Annotated in this window: 18 protein-coding genes and 1 pseudogene; 12 read left to right on the forward strand and 7 right to left on the reverse strand. The window is 66.6% G+C overall.

Translation table 11 applies throughout. The annotated features are described in order from the left end of the window. The first annotated feature begins 7 nt into the window (after positions 1-7). The 8 genes from nuoH to HNP02_RS27555 are packed head-to-tail and all read left to right on the forward strand — an operon-like array spanning position 8 to position 8,691. Positions 8-1,216 (forward strand): NADH-quinone oxidoreductase subunit NuoH, encoded by a 1,209-nt coding sequence (gene nuoH / locus HNP02_RS27520; protein WP_255507035.1) that lies wholly within the window; start codon positions 8-10, stop codon positions 1,214-1,216. Beyond that, positions 1,209-1,763, forward strand: a complete 555-nt coding sequence (gene nuoI / locus HNP02_RS27525) for an NADH-quinone oxidoreductase subunit NuoI (protein WP_184443813.1) — start codon at positions 1,209-1,211, stop codon at positions 1,761-1,763. The genes nuoH and nuoI overlap by 8 nt, the downstream gene beginning before the upstream one ends. After that, the gene (locus HNP02_RS27530) at positions 1,760-2,542 is read left to right on the forward strand and encodes an NADH-quinone oxidoreductase subunit J (protein WP_184443814.1); all 783 of its coding nucleotides are present in this window, start codon (positions 1,760-1,762) and stop codon (positions 2,540-2,542) included. Before nuoI ends, HNP02_RS27530 begins: the two co-directional genes overlap by 4 nt. Then, positions 2,539-2,838, forward strand: a complete 300-nt coding sequence (gene nuoK, locus HNP02_RS27535) for an NADH-quinone oxidoreductase subunit NuoK (RefSeq protein WP_184443815.1) — start codon at positions 2,539-2,541, stop codon at positions 2,836-2,838. Before HNP02_RS27530 ends, nuoK begins: the two co-directional genes overlap by 4 nt. Next, the gene (gene nuoL, locus HNP02_RS27540) at positions 2,838-4,784 is read left to right on the forward strand and encodes an NADH-quinone oxidoreductase subunit L (protein ID WP_184443816.1); all 1,947 of its coding nucleotides are present in this window, start codon (positions 2,838-2,840) and stop codon (positions 4,782-4,784) included. The genes nuoK and nuoL overlap by 1 nt, the downstream gene beginning before the upstream one ends. Then, positions 4,781-6,331, forward strand: coding sequence for an NADH-quinone oxidoreductase subunit M (locus tag HNP02_RS27545; RefSeq protein ID WP_375373715.1), 1,551 nt, complete (start codon positions 4,781-4,783; stop codon positions 6,329-6,331). The genes nuoL and HNP02_RS27545 overlap by 4 nt, the downstream gene beginning before the upstream one ends. After that, positions 6,328-7,905 (forward strand): NADH-quinone oxidoreductase subunit NuoN, encoded by a 1,578-nt coding sequence (nuoN, locus tag HNP02_RS27550; RefSeq protein WP_184443817.1) that lies wholly within the window; start codon positions 6,328-6,330, stop codon positions 7,903-7,905. Before HNP02_RS27545 ends, nuoN begins: the two co-directional genes overlap by 4 nt. Positions 7,906-7,914: 9 nt before the next feature. Further along, a complete protein-coding gene (locus HNP02_RS27555; RefSeq protein WP_184443818.1) occupies positions 7,915-8,691 on the forward strand; it encodes an enoyl-CoA hydratase in 777 nt (258 codons plus the stop codon). Here HNP02_RS27555 and HNP02_RS27560 read toward each other — a convergent pair. From HNP02_RS27560 to HNP02_RS27570, 3 genes and pseudogenes are all read right to left on the reverse strand, one after another. Continuing rightward, a complete protein-coding gene (locus HNP02_RS27560) occupies positions 8,681-9,514 on the reverse strand; it encodes a carboxylesterase family protein (RefSeq protein ID WP_184443819.1) in 834 nt (277 codons plus the stop codon). The genes HNP02_RS27555 and HNP02_RS27560 overlap by 11 nt on opposite strands. Positions 9,515-9,547: 33 nt before the next feature. Further along, positions 9,548-10,240: a PIG-L deacetylase family protein gene (locus HNP02_RS27565; RefSeq protein WP_184443984.1), complete on the reverse strand. Its 693-nt coding sequence runs from the start codon at positions 10,238-10,240 to the stop codon at positions 9,548-9,550. Then, a pseudogene (locus HNP02_RS27570) lies at positions 10,238-10,861 on the reverse strand (TetR/AcrR family transcriptional regulator); the annotation flags it as partial. The gene HNP02_RS27565 and the pseudogene HNP02_RS27570, both read right to left, overlap by 3 nt. Before the next feature lie 42 nt (positions 10,862-10,903). Between HNP02_RS27570 and HNP02_RS27575 the strand changes: the two are divergent. Then, on the forward strand, positions 10,904-12,082 hold the full coding sequence (locus HNP02_RS27575; protein WP_184443820.1) for a phosphotransferase family protein: 1,179 nt from the start codon (positions 10,904-10,906) through the stop codon (positions 12,080-12,082). Continuing rightward, positions 12,082-13,197 (forward strand): hypothetical protein, encoded by a 1,116-nt coding sequence (locus HNP02_RS27580; protein WP_184443821.1) that lies wholly within the window; start codon positions 12,082-12,084, stop codon positions 13,195-13,197. The genes HNP02_RS27575 and HNP02_RS27580 overlap by 1 nt, the downstream gene beginning before the upstream one ends. Positions 13,198-13,255: 58 nt before the next feature. Here the strand turns inward: HNP02_RS27580 and HNP02_RS27585 are convergent, their stop codons facing one another. Further along, the gene (locus HNP02_RS27585) at positions 13,256-13,423 is read right to left on the reverse strand and encodes a hypothetical protein (protein WP_184443822.1); all 168 of its coding nucleotides are present in this window, start codon (positions 13,421-13,423) and stop codon (positions 13,256-13,258) included. Positions 13,424-13,650: 227 nt separating this feature from the next. Further along, positions 13,651-14,028, reverse strand: a complete 378-nt coding sequence (locus HNP02_RS27590) for a DUF4345 domain-containing protein (RefSeq protein WP_309241710.1) — start codon at positions 14,026-14,028, stop codon at positions 13,651-13,653. A gap of 36 nt (positions 14,029-14,064) precedes the next feature. Between HNP02_RS27590 and HNP02_RS27595 the strand changes: the two genes are divergently transcribed. After that, positions 14,065-14,826 carry an AraC family transcriptional regulator gene (locus HNP02_RS27595; protein WP_184443823.1) on the forward strand — a complete coding sequence of 254 codons (762 nt, stop codon included), beginning with the start codon at positions 14,065-14,067 and terminating at the stop codon, positions 14,824-14,826. Between the two features lies 1 nt (position 14,827). Here HNP02_RS27595 and HNP02_RS27600 read toward each other — a convergent pair whose 3' ends face one another. Beyond that, on the reverse strand, positions 14,828-16,312 hold the full coding sequence (locus HNP02_RS27600; RefSeq protein WP_184443824.1) for an NAD(P)/FAD-dependent oxidoreductase: 1,485 nt from the start codon (positions 16,310-16,312) through the stop codon (positions 14,828-14,830). Positions 16,313-16,423: 111 nt separating this feature from the next. On the opposite strand from HNP02_RS27600, the gene HNP02_RS27605 reads away from it, so the two are divergent. Further along, positions 16,424-17,758 carry a flavin monoamine oxidase family protein gene (locus HNP02_RS27605; protein ID WP_184443825.1) on the forward strand — a complete coding sequence of 445 codons (1,335 nt, stop codon included), beginning with the start codon at positions 16,424-16,426 and terminating at the stop codon, positions 17,756-17,758. Here the strand turns inward: HNP02_RS27605 and HNP02_RS27610 are convergent. Next, complete coding sequence (locus HNP02_RS27610) at positions 17,755-18,705, reverse strand: alpha/beta fold hydrolase (RefSeq protein WP_184443826.1); 951 nt, start codon at positions 18,703-18,705, stop codon at positions 17,755-17,757. The genes HNP02_RS27605 and HNP02_RS27610 overlap by 4 nt on opposite strands. Positions 18,706-18,781: the final 76 nt, after the last annotated feature.

Consider the following 18,781-nt stretch of genomic DNA (forward strand, 5'->3'; position numbering starts at 1 on the left):
TCCGGATCTGACCTCATTCGGCCACGACCCGTGGTGGCTGACGCTGGCGAAGGCGTTGGGCATCTTCGTGTTCCTCTTACTGACCGTGTTGGTGGCGATCCTCGCCGAACGCAAAGTGCTCGGCTGGATGCAGTACCGCCCTGGGCCCAACCGGGTCGGACCGTGGGGGCTGCTGCAGAGCCTGGCCGACGGAATCAAGTTGGCGCTCAAGGAAGGCCTCATCCCGGCAGGCGTCGAGAAGCCGGTCTACCTGCTGGCGCCGATCATCTCGGTGATCCCCGCCATCATGGCCTTCGCCGTGATCCCGATGGGCGGCATGGTCAGCGTGTTCGGCCACCAGACTCCACTGCAACTGACCGATCTTCCGGTCGCCGTGCTGTACGTGCTCGCGGTCACGTCGATCGGCGTGTACGGAATCGTGTTGGCCGGCTGGGCATCCGGCTCCACCTACCCCCTGCTTGGCGGGCTGCGCTCCAGTGCGCAGGTGATCTCCTACGAGATCGCCATGGCCCTGAGCTTCGCCGCGGTGTTCCTGTACTCGGGCACCATGTCGACGTCGGAGATCATCGCCAAACAGCAGCACGTCTGGTACGTCGTCCTGCTGCTGCCGTCGTTTCTGATCTACGTGACGTCCATGGTCGGGGAAACCAACAGGGCGCCATTCGATCTCCCCGAGGCCGAGGGCGAACTGGTCGGTGGCTTCCACACCGAATATTCGTCGCTGGGCTTCGCGATCTTCATGCTCGCGGAGTACGTGAACATGACCACGGTGTCGGCGCTGGCCACCACGTTGTTCCTCGGCGGTTGGCAGGCGCCGTGGCCGTTGAGCCTCTGGGACGGCTTCAACACCGGGTGGTGGCCGCTGCTGTGGTTCATCGCCAAGGTGTGGGGATTCCTGTTCCTCTTCATGTGGCTGCGCGCCACCCTGCCCCGTCTGCGCTACGACCAATTCATGGCACTGGGCTGGAAGGTCCTGATTCCCATATCACTTGGTTGGATCATGACCGTCGCGATCGTGCGCACATTCGAGGTCAAGGGTCACGAAGGCTGGGCGGTCCTGCTCAGCACGATCGGCGCCTTCGTGGCCGTGATCCTGCTCGCCTACATGTGGCGGACCCTACGACGCAGGCGCGTCCCCATCGACGTCATACCCGCCGCCGACTCGGGCGCCTTCCCGATCCCTCCGATCCCCGAGAAGGAGCCCACACGTGCCTAATTTCATCGACGCCTTAGCCGGTTTCGGCGTGACGTTCAAGACGATGTTCAAGAAGCGCGTCACCGAGGAGTATCCGGAGAAGCCAGGCGCGGTCGCGCCCCGGTACCACGGTCGTCACCAACTCAACAGGTACGACGACGGCCTGGAGAAGTGCATCGGCTGCGAGCTCTGCGCGTGGGCCTGCCCCGCGGACGCCATCTTCGTCGAGGGCGCCGACAACACCGAGGAGGAGCGATTCTCGCCCGGTGAGCGATACGGCCAGGTCTACCAAATCAATTACCTGCGCTGCATCGGGTGCGGGTTGTGCATCGAGGCGTGCCCCACCCGGGCGTTGACCATGACCAACGACTACGAGATGGCCGACGACAACCGCTCCGATCTCATCTATGGCAAGGACAAACTCCTCGCGCCCTTGCTGCAGAACATGCTGGCGCCCCCGCATGCCATGGCCGAGGGCAGTACCGACGAGGACTACTACCGCGGCAACATCACCGCCGACGGTTTGGCCGGGCCCATGGAAAAGACCCCTAAGGAAACGCTGAAATGACAGCCGATTTCGCGGTGCTGGCCGCCGAGACCGCGTACCGGACATCGACGGCCGAAGAGGTGACGTTCTGGGTGCTCGCCGTACTCGCCGTTCTCGGCGCGCTCGCGCTGGTAGCCGCACCCAAGGCGGTCTACTCCGCGGTCTTCCTGGCAGTGGTGATGATCATCCTCGCCATGCTGTACATCGCGCAGGACGCACTGTTCCTAGGCATCGTGCAGGTGGTGGTCTACACCGGCGCGGTGATGATGCTGTTCCTGTTCGTCCTGATGCTGATCGGGGTGGACTCGGCGGACTCCCTGGTGGAAACCATTCGCGGACAACGCATCGCCGCCTGCGTTGCGGGTGCCGCGTTCGGCATCCTGCTCATCGGTGGCATCGGCAACGTGTCGGTCGCAGGCTTCTCCGGGCTGACCGAGGCGAACAGCGGCGGCAACGTGGAGGGTCTGGCGGCACTGATCTTCACCCGCTACCTGTGGGCGTTCGAACTGACCAGCGCGCTGCTGATCACTGCCGCCCTCGGCGCGATGCTGCTGGCCCACCGGGAGCGCTTCGACCGCCGAAAGACCCAGCGGGAACTTGCGATCGAGCGATTTGCCCCCGGCGGGCACCCGACGCCGAGACCCAGCCCCGGCGTCTACGCCAGGCACAACGCCGTCGACATGGCGGCCCGACTTCCCGACGGCTCCGACGCCAACGATTCGGTGAGCGCGATCCTGCCGCACCGCAGCATGCGCGAGGAGTCATCGTCGAACGGCACGGCCAAGAACGGAGCCAGATGAATCCCGACAACTACCTGTATCTGTCGGCTGCGCTGTTCACCATCGGCGCCGCCGGAGTGCTGTTGCGGCGCAACGCCATCGTGATGTTCATGTGCGTCGAGTTGATGCTCAACGCCGCCAACCTGGCGTTCGTCGCGTTCTCCCGCATGCACGGCCACCTCGACGGTCAGGTGGTGGCGTTCTTCACCATGGTCGTCGCCGCGTGCGAGGTGGTGGTCGGTCTTGCCATCATCATGACCATCTTCCGAGCCAGGCGATCGGCGTCGGTCGATGCGGCCAGCCTGCTGAAGCACTGATGGGCACGATTCCGGTGTGGCTGCTCATCCTGCTCCCGCTCGCGGGTGCGGCGGTCCTGCTGCTCGGCGGTCGGGCCACCGATGCGTGGGGTCACCTGCTGGGGTGCGCGACCGCGCTGGCCTCCTTCGTCGTCGGTCTGGTGCTGTTCGTCGACCTGCTCAACCGAACCGTCGACGACAGGACGATTCACGAACGGCTGTTCTCGTGGGTCCCGGTGGCGGGACTCCAGGTCGACTTCGGCCTTCAACTGGACCAGCTGTCCGTCTGCTTCGTGCTGTTGATCACCGGTGTCGGTTCGCTGATCCATCTGTACTCGGTCGGCTACATGGCCGACGATCCCGACCGCAGAAGGTTCTTCGGCTACCTGAACCTGTTCGTCGCGGCGATGTTGCTTCTGGTGCTAGCCGACAACTATCTCGGGCTCTACGTCGGCTGGGAGGGCGTCGGCCTGGCGTCGTACCTGCTGATCGGCTTCTGGTCGCACAAGCCATCGGCCGCGACCGCGGCGAAGAAGGCCTTCGTGGTCAACCGAGTCGGTGACATCGGCCTCGCGCTCGCGCTGATGGTGATGTTCGCAAACGTCGGCACCGTGTCCTACGCGGGAGTCTTCGGTGCCGCCGACGAGATGTCTTCGGGCACACTCACCGCGATCGGATTGCTCCTGCTGCTCGCCGCGTGCGGCAAGTCCGCGCAGGTGCCGCTGCAGTCCTGGCTCGGCGACGCGATGGAGGGCCCCACCCCGGTGTCGGCGCTGATCCACGCGGCGACCATGGTCACCGCGGGCGTCTACCTGATCGTGCGGTCCGGGCCGGTGTACGACCTGGCCCCCAATGCCAGGGTCGGCGTCGTCATCGTGGGTGCGGTCACCTTGTTGTTCGGCGCGGTGATCGGGTGCGCGAAGGACGACATCAAGAAGGCCCTCGCCGCTTCCACCATGTCGCAGATCGGGTACATGGTGCTGGCCGCCGGGCTGGGACCGGCCGGCTACGCCATAGCGATCATGCACCTGCTCACCCACGGATTCTTCAAGGCCGGACTGTTCCTCGGCGCCGGTTCGGTGATGCACGGCATGAACGACGAAACCGACATGCGCAGGTACGGCGGGCTGCGCACCTACATGCCGATCACGTTCGTGACGTTCGGGCTCGGCTACCTCGCGATCATCGGCGTGCCACCGTTCGCGGGCTTCTTCTCCAAGGACGCCATCATCGAAACCGCGTTCGCCGCAGGCGGAGTCCGTGGGCTGCTGCTTGGCGGCGCGGCCCTGCTCGGCGCAGGCATCACCGCGTTCTACATGACGCGGGTGATGCTGATGACGTTCTTCGGGGAGAAGCGTTGGGCGGCCCGGGCGAGCGAAGCGACGGGGGAAATGACCCGGGCGAGCGAAGCGACGGGAGAGATGACGGAGCCGCCGCATCCGCACGAATCCCCGCGCAGCATGACGTGGCCGATGATCGTGCTGGCCGTGGGATCGGTAGGCGCCGGTGGCCTGCTCGCCATCGGCGGCACCCTCGAGCACTGGCTCGAACCGGTCGTTGGCGCTCGCGTTGCCGAACACTCGGTGCCGGTGTGGGTCATGACGACCATTACGCTGGCGGTGGTCGCCATCGGTGTCGGCATCGCCTACCGGATGTACGCGACCCGCCCGATACCCGAGACCGCGCCCGACGGGTCCGCGCTCACCGTGGCGGCCCGCAACGATCTCTACGGCGACGCGTTCAACGAGGACGTCCTGATGCGACCGGGTCAGCTGCTCACCGCTGGCCTTGTCGAGATCGACGACGACGCCGTCGACGGAGCATCACGGGGGCTGGCCGCGCTGATCAGGGACGCGTCGGAACGGTTGCGGCAGTTTCAAACTGGGTTCGCCCGCTCCTATGCCCTTTCGATGCTCGGCGGCGCCGCGCTGTTGATCGCGGCGGTCCTGGTAACGAGGGTCTGGTGACCGGCATGCCGTGGTTGACCGTGCTCTGGGCCATCCCGATGGCAGGGGCAGCATTGGTGATCCTGCTGCCCGCCGGCGCGCGGCACCTCGCGAAGTATCTCGCCCTTGGCCTCTCGGTGGCCGTGCTCGCCATCACCGTGGGACTCGCGGTCGAATTCGATCCCGCCGGAGCGCAGTACCAGTTCGTCGAGGACCGCCAATGGATCCCGTCGTTCGGCACCGGGTACATCCTCGGCCTCGACGGCATCGCCCTGGCTCTGGTGGTCCTGACCGCCGTGCTGGTGCCAATCCTGATGATCGCCGGCTGGAACGACGGCGGCGACCAACCGCGTTCCACGCACACCTACCTGGCGCTGACGCTCGCCGTCGAAGGCATGGTGCTGATCTCGCTGGTCGCGCTCGACGTACTGCTGTTCTACGTGTTCTTCGAAGCCATGCTCATCCCGTTGTACTTCCTCATCGGTGGCTTCGGGGGCGAGAACCGCAGCAAGGCGGCGGTGAAGTTCTTGCTGTACAACCTGTTCGGCGGGCTCATCATGCTGGCCGCCGTGATCGGACTGTACGTTGCGACCGCCAACAGCGCCACGTTCGACGCGGGCACGTTCGACTTCAGGGCGATCGTCGCCGCGGTCGCGAACGGCCAACTCGGCATCAACCCCGCAGTGCTCAACGCGCTGTTCCTCGGTTTCATGTTCGCGTTCGCGGTCAAGGCCCCGCTGTGGCCGTTCCACCGCTGGCTGCCCGATGCCGCCGTGGAGTCGACTCCCGCGACAGCGGTGTTGATGATGGCCGTCGTCGACAAGGTCGGCACGTTCGGCATGCTGCGCTATTGCCTGCAGTTGTTCCCCGACGCCTCGATGACGTTCCGCCCGTTGATCATCACGCTCGCGGTGATCGGCATCGTCTACGGTGCGATCGTGGCGATCGGCCAGACCGACGTCATGCGCCTCATCGCGTATACGTCGATCTCGCACTTCGGGTTCATCATCCTTGGCATCTTCGTGATGACCAGCCAAGGCCAGTCCGGGGCGACGCTCTACATGGTCAATCACGGCATCTCCACGGCGGCACTGTTCCTGATCGCCGGATTCCTGGTGTCCCGCAGGGGAAGCCGGGCCATCGCCGACTTCGGCGGTGTGCAGAAGGTCGCGCCGATCCTGGCTGGCACGTTCCTGGTCGCCGGCCTCGCCACCCTGTCGCTGCCGGGTCTCGCGCCGTTCATCAGCGAGTTCCTGGTGCTCATCGGCACCTTTACCCGCTATCCCGCATTCGCGGTGTTCGCGGCGAGTGCCCTGGTGCTGTCGGCCATCTACATCCTGTGGGCCTATCAGCGGATGATGACGGGGCCGGTCAAGAGCGGCAACGAGAAGCTGAGTGATCTGGTGCCCCGCGAGCTCGTCGCGGTGGTGCCACTGATCGCGATCCTGCTGGTGTTGGGGATATACCCGAAGCCCGCGCTCGACCTGATCAACCCGGCCGTGAGCCACACGTTGACCACCATCGACCAACAGGACCCCGCGCCGCGGGTGGCGGAGGCACCGAAATGACCGTCACGCCACCGTCAGTCGAATACTGGCTGCTGTTGCCGATGCTGATCGTGTTCGGCGTCGCCGTCATCGGCGTGCTCCTCGAGGCGTTCCTCCCCCGCGGCGCCCGTTACCGGGTGCAGCTGACGCTGGCCATCGGCGGTCAACTCGCCGCACTGGTCGCCGTGGTCAAGGCGTGGATGGACCTGCACTCGGCGGAGGGGCAAACGGCTGTCGCCGGTGCCGTCGCCGTCGACAGGCCAGCGCTCTTCCTGCAGGGCACGCTGCTGTTGGTCGGCCTCCTCGGCACATTGCTGATGGCAGAACGTCGCCTTCCCGCCGAAGTGGGCGCCGAGGTCGGCGCCAGCGGCCTTGATGCGTTCACCTCACAAGCCGCAGCGGTGCCCGGCAGCATCGCAGAGATCATCGCGACGAAGACCGGTGTGGCACAGACGGAGATCTTCCCGCTGACCATGTTCGCGATCGGCGGCATGATGTTGTTCCCCGCCTCCGACGACCTGCTCACGATGTTCATCGCGCTCGAGGTGTTCTCGCTGCCGCTGTACCTGATGTGCGGCCTGGCCCGGCGGCGGCGACTGCTGTCCCAAGAAGCCGCGCTGAAGTACTTCCTGCTCGGCGCGTTCGCGTCGGCCTTCTTCCTATACGGCATCGCCCTGCTCTACGGCTACTCCGGCGGGCTGAGCCTGAGCGGGATCCGCAACGAAGTCGCCGCAAGTCCGGGCAACTCGTCGTTGGCGCTGATCGGCATGGCGCTGTTGTCGGTGGGCCTGCTGTTCAAAGTCGGTGCGGTGCCGTTCCATTCGTGGATCCCCGACGTCTATCAGGGCGCCCCGACACCGATCACGGCCTTCATGGCGGCGGCCACCAAGATCGCGGCATTCGGCGCGACACTGCGCATCTTCTACGTCGCACTTCCCGGACTCGAGAACGACTGGCGTCCCGTGATGTGGGCGGTCGCGATCCTCACCATGGTCGTCGGCACGGTGACCGCGGTAGCGCAGACAGACGTGAAGCGCATGCTGGCCTACTCCTCGGTGGCGCACACCGGGTTCATCCTGACCGGCGTCATCGCGCTCAACCCCGACGGTCTCTCGGCGACGTTGTTCTACCTGTTCGCCTACGGGTTCAGCACCCTCGGCGCCTTCGCCGTGGTGAGCCTGGTGCGCAACGCAGCCGGTGAGGAAGAGACCGACATGACCCGCTGGGCGGGGCTCGGTCGGCGGCATCCCCTTGTGGGCGTGGTGTTCTCGCTCTTCCTGCTCGCCTTCGCCGGGATCCCGTTGACCAGCGGCTTCGTCGGGAAGTTCGCGGTGTTCAAGGCCGCCGCCGAGGGCGGTGCCGCTCCTTTGGTCATCGTCGGCGTCATCGCCAGCGCCGTCGCCGCCTACTTCTACGTTCGATTGATCGTGCTGATGTTCTTCACCGAACCGCCCGACGACCCGCCAACGGTCGTCGTGCCGAGCGCACTGAGCACCGCGACCGTGACCCTGACCGCAGCCGTCACGCTGGCGCTCGGCGCCCTGCCGCAGCCGCTCCTCGACCTGGTCGATCACGCCGTCCAGTTCGTCCGCTAACGTGCGATCGTGACCGACGACGCGCTGGTGACCCGCACCGACAGGGGCGCGGTCCGGGTGCTGACGATGAACCGTCCCGCGGCCCGAAACGCGTTGAACCGCGAGCTGATCAGGTCGCTGTACGCGGCCCTGAAGGCCGCCGACGCAGACGATTCGGTGCGTGCCATCGTACTCACCGGCGCCGATCCTGCGTTCTGCGCTGGCGTCGACCTGAAGGAGGCCGCCCGCGACGGTCTGAAGTACTTCGCGGAGTTCAAGTCGAACAGCTGCATCAGCGCCGTCGCCGAGATGCGCACGCCGACGCTCGGGGCGATCAACGGTGCGACGTTCACCGGCGGCCTCGAGTTGGCGCTTGGCTGCGACTTCCTGATCGCCTCGGAGCGAGCGGTGTTCGCCGACACCCATGCGCGGGTGGGGATCCTGCCCGGCGGCGGGATGACCGCCCGACTCCCCCAGGTCGTCGGTGCGGCGATGGCGCGGCGCATGTCCATGACGGGCGAGGTGGTCGACGCCGTCCGCGCCGAGCGGATCGGGCTGGTCACCGAGGTCGTGGCCCACGACCGCCTACTCGATCGAGCCGTCGAACTCGCCAGTCAGGTCGCCGAAGTACCCAAGCCAACCATGCTGGGGCTCAAGGAGATCTACGTTACCGGCGCCGCAGCCGTCATCGACCCGGCACTGGCAGCCGAGGACGCCATCGCAGGCGCTCAGGAGCACGACCTGGCTGGGCTAGAGCAACGCCGCCTCGACGTCATCCGCGCCAACAAGTCGCAGATCACTCGCTGACCGACGCGCGCAGCGGGAACGGCTCGAACTCGTAGTCCGCCCAGATCGCCTGCGACACCTGCTCGGGATAGCGCACGACCGTAGACTCGGCGCCGAAGACGCGGGTGAGTTGGCCTGTTGCGTCGTACGGCGGCCAGCCCGGATCGCCATTCGCGGCGAACGACCGCCAGGCTCGTCCCATGTCATCGGAGAGCGCAACGGCTCGTGGTGGCGGTGGCGTCCCGTAGAGCTGGGCACCGTACGGCGAGTCGAGGGTGCCGAACACTGCGGGGATCTCGACGGTGTGCGCTGCGCCGATCGGCGTTGCATCCCAACAGAATTCGTAGAGATACGTGCGGCCACCGGCAGCGGCGTGTGCCTGGGCCAGATGCAGGCTCGGCATCCGGTACACGAAGTCCGAGCACACGATCTGGTACAGCTCGGCGTGATCGGCGCCGGGATGGGCTGCCCGGTAGTCCTCGGCACCAGTCGGTCGTGGCGGTAGCGTGCGCAAGGCCCGGTCCGAAGCGGCTTCGGTGACGGTGTGAGGGCCGCCGGCCCCTGCGATGACGATGTTGTACTCGTCGCGGTTGTGCCCGATGATCATCTCGACGTCTCGGGCCGCGCCTGCGGCCATCGCCCGCCACGGGCTTGTCGGCACGACGGTTCCGTCCACCACGGGCCCGAAGATCGCGCCGCGCACCGCCCGCCCGTATCCCCATCGATCCTCGCGCCCGAGTGCGGATGCCTCGACCTCCGTCGCTGCGTCGACCAAATCCTTCGCGGGCACCGCCGCGAGGAGGGATTCCGCGAAACACCCGAACGCGGTCCTGCTCCGAGCCACGCACCTTCCCTGCCCGCGTCGCAACGACCGGCATCACGTCGCGGGCCTTCGCAGAATGAACCCCACCGTGCGCCGACCACCGAACTCCGGTCGCGGAGGCGTCGCCGCATCGACCTCGTTGCGCGCTTGCTCCTCGACGGGCGTGCCGGGGTCGAGCACCGAGAGGTACACGGCGTGCGCCATGAGCGACGCCACCGCAGCGTCCACGAATCCGTCCACCACCTCGCAGTGCGTGATGTCGGGGCCGCACTCGAAAAGCCATCGCGGCGGATCGACAAGCGAGTCATATGCTGCGGCAACGGCATTGGAGAACTCGATGTGGTCACGCTGGTTCGGTGCACCTGGCGCCCACTGGGCACCGCTGTAGATGGTCACGACCACCTCGGGCGCCAGGGCCGAGATGGTCTCGGCGATCTTGGTGCGCAGCGCGGGGGTATCGCGGATGTGGCTGTCGGGGAAGTCCCAGAACTGCACGTCACTGACCCCCACGATGGCGGCCGAGCGTCGTTGTTCTTCTTCGCGCAGCGGGCCGGCTTCCTCTGCCGGCATGCCCTCGATGCCGACCTCACCGCGCGAGGCCAACGCGTAGTGCACGGTCTTGCCTGCCGCAGTCCACTTGGCGACTGCCGCCGAACACCCGTACTCGGGGTCGTCGGGATGCGGTACCAGGACGAGCGCCGTCCTCCAGTCGGCCGGAAACGGCTGTGGCGCCACCCGTTCCGGCATCACGCCGTGCACCACGATCGCCGCGGTCTGGTCGACCCACTCATCGTCGAGTTCCTGGTCAGGCACCAGTAGCAGACGGAGAAGGGTTGCGCCGCCGATGATCTCGATCAGCCGGCCGGCGTCGACGTCGGCGCTTATCTGTCCTCGGTTCACGGCATGCGCCAGCCGTGCACCCACCACGCCGAACACGCCGGTGAAGCGGCCCACCACCCGAGCATTCAGGTCCGCATCGTCCGCCATGTCGGCGATCAGCCCCGGCAGCGCCGCCCGCACCAAGGGACTACTGAAGACGTCGCGAGTAGCCGCGATCATCGCCCGCACGTCGCCCGCGATGTCGCCCTCGGGTGCCGTCAGTGCGGTCGGCGCGATCGGGAAGGCCGCCTCGTGGACGAGTTCTGCCTTGCTCGACCAGCGGCGGTACAGCGCGGTCTTGGTGGTGCCCGCCCGCTCCGCGACGGCGGCCATCGTGAGATTCGAATAACCGATTTCGACGAGCAGATCCGCGGTCGCGCCGAGTATGGCAGCGTCGATACGCGGGTCGCGTGGGCGGCCTGAGGCAGTAACGCTGTGTGCTCCTCGCGTGTGCCCGGCCTTGTCAACCGCGGGCGGGTCTGCTTTCATAACGCTACGAAGCGTAGCGTAATTGCTTGGAAGGGTAAACCTGTGGCTACCGAACCGGCGGTCGAAGAGATCAGCCGCCTGCAGCACTCCTCGCGAGACGTCACCACTCTCCCCTCGGTGATGTCGCAGTGGCTGTCCACCGTGATGCCCGGAGGCGTAACCCCGGACGTGACGATCGAAAGCGGTGTCGAGTCCAACGGAATGTCGTCGGAGACCATCATTCTGACCGGCCGGTGGGAGAAAGACGGGCACTCCGTCGAACAGAGATGGGTGGCCAGGGTGGCACCCCGCGCCGAGGACGTTCCGGTGTTCAAGGACTACCGGCTCGACCACCAATTCGAGGTCATCCGCTTGGTCGGAGAGCTGACCGATGTGCCGGTGCCCGTGGTGCGGTGGCTCGACACCAGCGGCGACGTGCTGGGGACGCCGTTCTTCCTGATGGATCACGTCTCCGGCATCGTCCCGCCCGACGTCATGCCCTACACGTTCGGGGACAACTGGTTCGCCGACGCACCGATCGAGCAACAGCGCGAACTGCAGGATGCCACCGTCGAAGTGCTGGCGAAACTGCATGCGATACCCGATGCCGAGCAGACGTTCGGCTTTCTCTCCGAGGTCGACCCACCGGGTGACACCCCACTGCGCAGGCACTTCGGCTGGCTGAAGGACTGGTACGAGTTCGCGGCGGCCGATGCCGGTCGCTCGGAGTTGGTGGAGCGCGCACTGGCCTGGCTCGAGGACAACTTCCCCGCCGACGTCGCCGCCTCGCAATCGGTGTTGACGTGGGGCGACTCACGCATCGGCAACGTGCTCTACGAGGACTTTCGCCCGGTCGCCGTACTGGACTGGGAGATGGCGACGGTAGGCCCGCGCGAGCTCGACGTGTCGTGGATCATCTTCGCGCACATGGTGTTCCAGGAACTCGCCGGTCTCGCCGGCCTGCCGGGGTTGCCCGACGTCATGCGCGAGGAGGACGTGCGCGAGACCTACACGCGGCTGACCGGTGCCGAACTGGGCGACCTGCGGTGGTTCTACGTGTACTCCGGGGTGATCTGGTGCTGCGTCTTCATGCGCACCGGGGCACGGCGGGTGCGGTTCGGCGAGATCGAGAAGATCGACGATCTGGAGTCGACGTTCTACCACGGAGGCCTTTTGAAGCGATTGATAGAAGAGGCTCCGGAGGGCAGGAGCGAAGCGACCCGGGATATGGAGGAAGCCTGATGCTCGGCCCGATGGATGAGTTTCCCGTACACCAGATTCCGCAACCGATCGCCTGGCCCGGATCGTCGGACCGCAACTTCTACGACCGGTCCTACTTCAACGCGCACGACCGGACAGGCGACGTCTTCCTCATCACCGGCCTCGGCTACTACCCCAACCTCGGGGTGAAGGACGCCTTCTTCCTGATCCGCCGCGGCGACACGCAGACGGCGGTGCACCTGTCCGACGCGATAGACCAGGACCGGCTCAACCAGCACGTCCTCGGCTACCGCATCGAGGTCGACGAGCCACTACAGCGACTGCGGATCGTGCTCGACGAGACCGAGGGCATCGCCGCCGATCTGACCTGGAACGGATTGTTCGACGTCGTCCAGGAGCAGCGCCACATCCTGCGCACCGGCACCCGGATCACGTTGGACGCGCAGCGATTCGCCCAATTGGGCTCGTGGAGTGGGCACATCGCGATCGACGGCGAGGAGATCACCGTCGACCCATCGGTGTGGATCGGGTCACGAGACCGGTCCTGGGGCATCAGGCCGATCGGTGAGGCCGAACCCGGTGGGCGGCCTGCCGATCCGCCGTTCGAGGGCATGTGGTGGCTCTACGTGCCGATCGCGTTCGACGACTTCTCGATCGTCATCATCATCCAGGAGGACCACACCGGCTTCCGCTCACTGAACGACTGCACCCGAGTCTGGAAGGACGGCCGCGTCGAGCAATTGGGCTGGCCGCGGGTCAAGATCCACTACAACTCCGGCACCCGGATCCCGACCGGAGCCACCATCGACGCCACGGCGCAGAATGGTGCTCTGCTCCACTTCGACGTGGAATCCAAACTTCCTGTGCCGATTCACGTCGGCGGCGGCTACGGCGGCGACTCGGACTGGATTCACGGCATGTGGAGGGGCGAGAAGTTCACCGAACGCCTCACCTACGACATGACCGACCCCGCCATCGTCGGCAGGGCCGGCTTCGGCGTGATCGATCACGTCGGGCGGGCGGTGTGCACCGACGGCGACGGCACGCCGGTCGAGGGCTGGGGCCTTTTCGAGCACGGCGCGCTGGGCCGCCACGACCCGTCGGGTTTCGCGGACTGGCTGACCGTCGCACCGTAGTCGCGCACGAAGAAGGGGCACCCAATTGATGGGTGCCCCTTCTTGATGGGTGGGTACGTCAGCGGCCGTTGCCCACGGTCGAGGTGGCCGAGCCGACGACTGCCTGCTGCTGGATGTCGTTGAGCCACGTGTGGTGGTCGACGCCCGCATCAGCGGGGGCGGCCAGGCCGAACAAGGCTGCTGCGAAACCGGTTGCGACGATGCTGGCGAATCCAAACTTCTTCATGATCTTCCCTCTTCTTACTTGCTTGCCGTATGGCCTCTGTGTGTCGGCGGGAGGCCGTTCTCGCCGATCTGATGTGTTAAACCAGCAGGTCAGAGGTTTAATTCCGGTGGCAGAAATTGATCGCCGGTTGGCAGCATGTATGCGTGACAGGGCCCACGACTTCTGCACGAGGGCTGCGATCGCCGCGAGGATCGCAACCATCGCGCAGAACTCGATGGCGCGGGCCGTCAGGCAATGATCAGCAGCACGGCGCCAGCTACGGCCTCGACGCCGAAGTAGAACCAATTGGGGTAGAACGCCGTCCGACCGTCGACCACCGCGGACACGAGGCGGCCGAACGCCATGCCCGCCAGGGCCATGCCGACGGCTAGCAGGATCCCGCTTCGATGAGATCCTGCATCAACGGCCGCGTACGCCAGCACCCCTGCGATGGCCAGGCCGAAACCGCCGTAGACGGCGCGTACCTCCGACCGCGACGTGGGGTGTTCGAGCGTGATGCCGAACGGCCGCACCAGCATCGCGGGGGCGGCGAGTGCGTATATCCCCATGCCGAGGAAGAACACACCCATCACGGCAATGACCGCTGTGTCGACTGCGCTGGCCACGGTAGCCTCCTGTTCCAGTTCACGTAGGAGGCCAGCATGGTCCTAGAAGTGGCGTCACCGCTTCCACAAACCTGCTCTTCGTCGATCTGGCTGTGGCCGGGCCAGGCGCTCTACGCCGGTCCGAGCCTGAATCTGGCGCCACATTCGGGATCCGTGTGGTGCTTGGCAGTCGGCGTCGACCGGCCACTCACCGTGCTGACCCCCGACGGAACCACGCGCGACGCACATAGCGTCCTGATCCCGCCGCGGCTGACCCATCAGCTCCTCTGCCACGGCGGCCGGCTGGTGTCCTGCTACCTGGAGCCGACGTCGGCTCGGGCGGACTCGTGCCGACGTGGGTTCGGCCGGTGGGTGGACGGCATCGGCGTTCACCACGCCGCCGAGAAGCAGCTTGCGTTCGCCCCCGACGACGACCAAAGCGCCTGCCGCTGGCTCGATTTGGCCGCACCTGCCGTCGAGCGCGTCATCGATCCCCGCATCGTGCTCGCCGCAGCCCGGATACGCGCCGAGCCTGCCACGACGCTGTCGTCGCGTGAACTGGCCGCCGAGGCAGGGTTGTCCGAGTCGCGGTTTCTGCACCTGTTCCGCGACGAGGTCGGGACGAGCCTGCGACGCTATCGGCTCTGGGTGCGACTGGTGGCTGCCGGGACGGCCATCGCCGCGGGACGCAACCTCACGGCCGCGGCGGTGGACTCCGGTTTCGCCAGCCCGTCACACCTCGCCGACCGATTCAAGGCCACGTTCGGGTTGTCGGCCACCCAATTGCTGGGAACGGGCGCGATTCTGCGGACGCCGTGACTCAGACCGACTGCACGGCCGGGACCGATACGCGGCCGAACACCATCGACTCCTCGATCCGGTCGAAGCGGTGATCGACGACGTCCAGCAGGTAGTTGTGCCTGACTTTCCATGGCCGTCGCGTGCCGGACTTCGGCAGCGCGTGCGGAGCCCGCTGCACGTAACCGGCTTGGAGGTCGAACGTCGGCTTCTCCTTCATCGGCACGCCACCCAGGTGCGGGTAGGCGTGCGTGTAGCCGTGAGTCTCCATGTAGGCCAACAGCTTCGCCACCGCCCTTGCGGTCATGTCTGCACGCAGGGTCCACGACGCGTTGGTGTAGCCGATGCACCACGCCATGTTCGGCACGTCCTCGAGTAGGTACTCCTTGTAGACGAATCGGTCGGTGGGCTTGATCTCGGCGCCATCGACGCTCACCGAGATACCGCCGAGTGCCTGAAGTTGAAGGCCGGTCGCAGTCACGATCACGTCGGCATCGATGCGTCCGCCCGACTTGAGGACGACGCCCGTGGCGTCCATGTGGTCGACGTGGTCGGTCACCACTTCGACACGGCCGCTCGTGATCTCCTCGTAGAAGTCTCCACCGAGGATCACACACAGCCGCTGGTCCCACGGGTCGTAACGCGGCTTGAAATGAGTGTCCACGTCGTAGCCTGCGGGAAGATGCTTCAACGCCGTGGCCCGTGCGAACTTCTTGAAGGTCGTTGGAGCCTTGCGGGCGAACCAATAGCTGCCCACGGTGAGGATCTTGAAGTAGGCCCGCGCAATCGCGTGAGATAACTTGCGCGGCAAGAATTTTCGAACGATGGCAAGCATCGGGTTGATCTTCGCGACGGACATTAGGTAGGTGGGCGAGCGCTGCAGCATCGTGACGTGCGCGGCCATCTTCGTCAGCGAGGGGATCATGCTGATGGCCGTCGCGCCACTGCCGATGACGACGAGCTTCTTCCCGGTGTAGTCCAGCGACTCCGGCCAGTACTGCGGATGAATCACCTCGCCGGTGAAGTTCTCGAGTCCCGGGAACTCCGGCGAGTAGGGCTCGTCGTAGTTGTAGTAGCCGGTGCCGAAGAAGAGGAAGCGACCGCGGTATCGCCGCTCGACGCCACCCTGCTCGACGCGGACGGTCCAGGTGTCGGTCTCCGAGTCCCAGTCGGCGGATCGCACGTGGGTGTTGAAGCGGATGTGACTGTCGATCCCGTACTTGCGGGCCGTCTCCGTCAGGTAGGCGCGGATGTCGGCACCGTCGGCAAGGTTTTCGGGCCGCGTCCATGCCTCGTAGGAATAGCTGAGCGTGAAGATGTCGCTGTCGGAGCGGATGCCCGGGTAGCGAAACAGGTCCCAGGTGCCGCCGATCCGCTCCCGACGCTCAAGCATGGTGTACGTGAGCTGTGGATTCCTCTCGTGGATGCGGTAGGCCGCGCCGATACCGGAGATGCCTGCGCCGATGATGAGTACGTCTGATACTTCGACGGCCTCGTTCGCATCCATGGAGAACCTCCTCGTCGTGGTCCCGCTGCGTACCGCCAGCCTAGGTGCTCGGGTATGTGGTACGTCAACGATCTGGGCACGGGAATGCACCGGAGTGGCCAGACTGGAGCGATGACCGACGTCGTAGTGGTGGGGGCGGGCTTCGCCGGACTGTCGACCGCACGCGCCTTGGCCAGGCTGGGACACGACGTGGTGGTGCTCGAGGGCCGCGACAGGGTCGGCGGCCGGTCGTACACGACGACGATCGCCGACGTGCCGGTGGATCTCGGCGCGACGTTCGTCGGGCCGACCCAGACGGAGGTGCTCAAGCTCGCCGCGGAACTGGGCTGCGAGACCGTGCCGACGTACAACCGCGGCAAGAACCTGATCCGCTGGCGCGGCAAGGTGCGCTCGTACCGCAGCACGATCCCCCGGCTGTCGATCCTCGAACTGCTCGACGTGTCACGCATCCAGTGGCGGTTCGATCGGCTGGAACGTCTGATTCCACTGGTGGATCCGTGGACGCCGACGATTGCGCCCCGAGTGGACAACCAGTCCCTCGAGAGGTGGCTGCGCTCCGTGCACGCCGGGGCGTCGACGCGGGATCTGATGGCGATCATGTCGCGGGTGACGTGGGGCTGCGAACCCAAGGACGTGTCGCTGCTGCACGCCGTGCGCTACATCAAGGCGGCAGGGGGCATCGGCCCCATGCTCGACGTCGAGGGTGGTGCCCAGCAGGACCGCTTCCCCGCAGGCACCCAGCAGATCGCGCTGCGGATGGCCGACGAGCTCGGTGATCGGGTGACGCTGGATTCGGTGGTGCAACGCATCGAGCGGGCCGCCGACGGCACCGTGGCCGTGCATTCGGGGAACGGCGTGACGGCCGCCAAGGCCGTCGTCGTGGCGATCCCGCCCTCGCACCGCCGCGGCATCGCCTTCGAACCCGCTCTGCCGGAAGGGTATTCGCAGTTGGCCGGGCACTGGCCGCAGGGCAACCTCAGCAAGGCCTACGCCGCCTACGAAACCCCGTTCTGGCGCGCCGACGGCCGCTCGGGTGAGGCGCTGTCCGACGACGGGCAGGTGTTCATCACGTTCGACGTCAGCCCCGGCGACGACGGCCCTGGCATCCTGCTGGGTTTCACCGATCCCCGCACGTTCGACCCGATGCCCGCCGAGGACAGGCGCGAAGTCGCGTTGGAGTGCTTCGCCGCGCTGTTCGGCGACGCGGCGCTGCATCCGATCGACTACGTCGATCACTGTTGGGGCAGCGAAGGATTCGCCCCGGGCGGCCCCACCGCGGCCGTCCCGCCGGGATCGTGGACGAACTACGGGCAGTGGCTGCGCAAACCGGTCGACGGCATCTTCTGGGCGGGGACCGAGACGGCCGACCAGTGGACCGGCTTCCTCGACGGTGCCGTGCGGTCGGGGCAGCGCGCGGCGGCCGAGGTGGACGCCTACCTGGCCTAGGAGCTGATCCGCCGCTCGACGCGCACCGACTCGACCAGCGCACGCAAGTGCTGGTTGACCTCGTCGGGGCGCTCTAGATTCGAGCAGTGGCCGCCGGACAGTTCGACGAACGCGGCGAGATTCGGTGCATGCTCGGCGATTCGGCGGGACGCGCCGATGGGCAGAAGGCGATCACCGCGGCTACCGATGACGAGCGTGGGCACGGTGAGGTTGGCCAAGGAGATGTGCTTGGGTCCGAGCGAGTCGACCAGCGTGCGGGCCCAGCCGCCGCGCCCGGCGGGCGGGGTCATCGCGAAGAGTTCGAAGACGAAGTCCGCGATCGCGGGGTCGGCGTCGCGCCCAACAGCCAGTGCGGCGACGAATCGCCGGCTCTGCTGGATCGAGCCGGGCACCAGCGGTGCCCCACCGAGTCGCTTGAGCAGCACGCCCGCCGCCGCCACCCTGCCACCGGACAGCGCGCTGGGCACGGGCAGGAACTTCACGTCGCGCAGCAGGTCACCGGTCGTGGTGTTGATCAGCGCGACGGCGTCGGCGCACTGCGTCACCCGCAGTGGGTAGCGCTGCGCCCACGAGGTGATCGCGATGCCGCCCATCGAGTGCCCGGCGATGACGGCGCGCTCGCCGGGGGCCAGGGTGGCGTCCAGTACGGCGTCCAGGTCGGCCGCCAGGAAATCGAGGCCGTAGTTGCTGCGCCTGCGTGGGACTTCGCTGCGCCCGTGGCCGCGGTGGTCGAAGGCGATCACCCGGTAGTCAGTCGAGAGGTCGGCGATCTGGTTGGCCCAGACGCGAATCGCGCAGGTGATGCCGTGGGCCAGCACGATCGGGTAGCCGTCTTCCGGTCCGAAGACCTCGGCGTGCAGCCGGGTTCCGTCGGCGGAACGGACGTCGACGACCCGCCCGATCTTCAGGACATCGGCCGGCTCATAGCGCCGCAGTTGCATGACCATCGCTATTGCTGTCTGCTCTTCGCGCAAGCGCTCATCGCCGCTCCAATCGGGTACCGGCAACGCTGCCGGGACCAGC

Origin of the sequence: Mycobacterium sp. AZCC_0083 (genome assembly GCF_014202335.1) — a bacterium.
Classification (GTDB): Bacteria; Actinomycetota; Actinomycetes; order Mycobacteriales; family Mycobacteriaceae; genus Mycobacterium.

Coding starts and splice junctions, on each gene's coding strand:
- HNP02_RS27595 (WP_184443823.1), top strand. CDS start 14,065: ATGGTCCTAGAAGTGGCGTCACCGCTTCCACAAACCTGCTCTTCGTCG.
- HNP02_RS27585 (WP_184443822.1), bottom strand. CDS start 13,423: ATGAAGAAGTTTGGATTCGCCAGCATCGTCGCAACCGGTTTCGCAGCA.
- HNP02_RS27530 (WP_184443814.1), top strand. CDS start 1,760: ATGACAGCCGATTTCGCGGTGCTGGCCGCCGAGACCGCGTACCGGACA.
- HNP02_RS27580 (WP_184443821.1), top strand. CDS start 12,082: ATGCTCGGCCCGATGGATGAGTTTCCCGTACACCAGATTCCGCAACCG.
- HNP02_RS27600 (WP_184443824.1), bottom strand. CDS start 16,312: ATGGATGCGAACGAGGCCGTCGAAGTATCAGACGTACTCATCATCGGC.
- HNP02_RS27605 (WP_184443825.1), top strand. CDS start 16,424: ATGACCGACGTCGTAGTGGTGGGGGCGGGCTTCGCCGGACTGTCGACC.
- nuoL (WP_184443816.1), top strand. CDS start 2,838: ATGGGCACGATTCCGGTGTGGCTGCTCATCCTGCTCCCGCTCGCGGGT.
- HNP02_RS27610 (WP_184443826.1), bottom strand. CDS start 18,705: ATGGTCATGCAACTGCGGCGCTATGAGCCGGCCGATGTCCTGAAGATC.
- nuoN (WP_184443817.1), top strand. CDS start 6,328: ATGACCGTCACGCCACCGTCAGTCGAATACTGGCTGCTGTTGCCGATG.
- HNP02_RS27565 (WP_184443984.1), bottom strand. CDS start 10,240: ATGCCGGAACGGGTGGCGCCACAGCCGTTTCCGGCCGACTGGAGGACG.
- nuoK (WP_184443815.1), top strand. CDS start 2,539: ATGAATCCCGACAACTACCTGTATCTGTCGGCTGCGCTGTTCACCATC.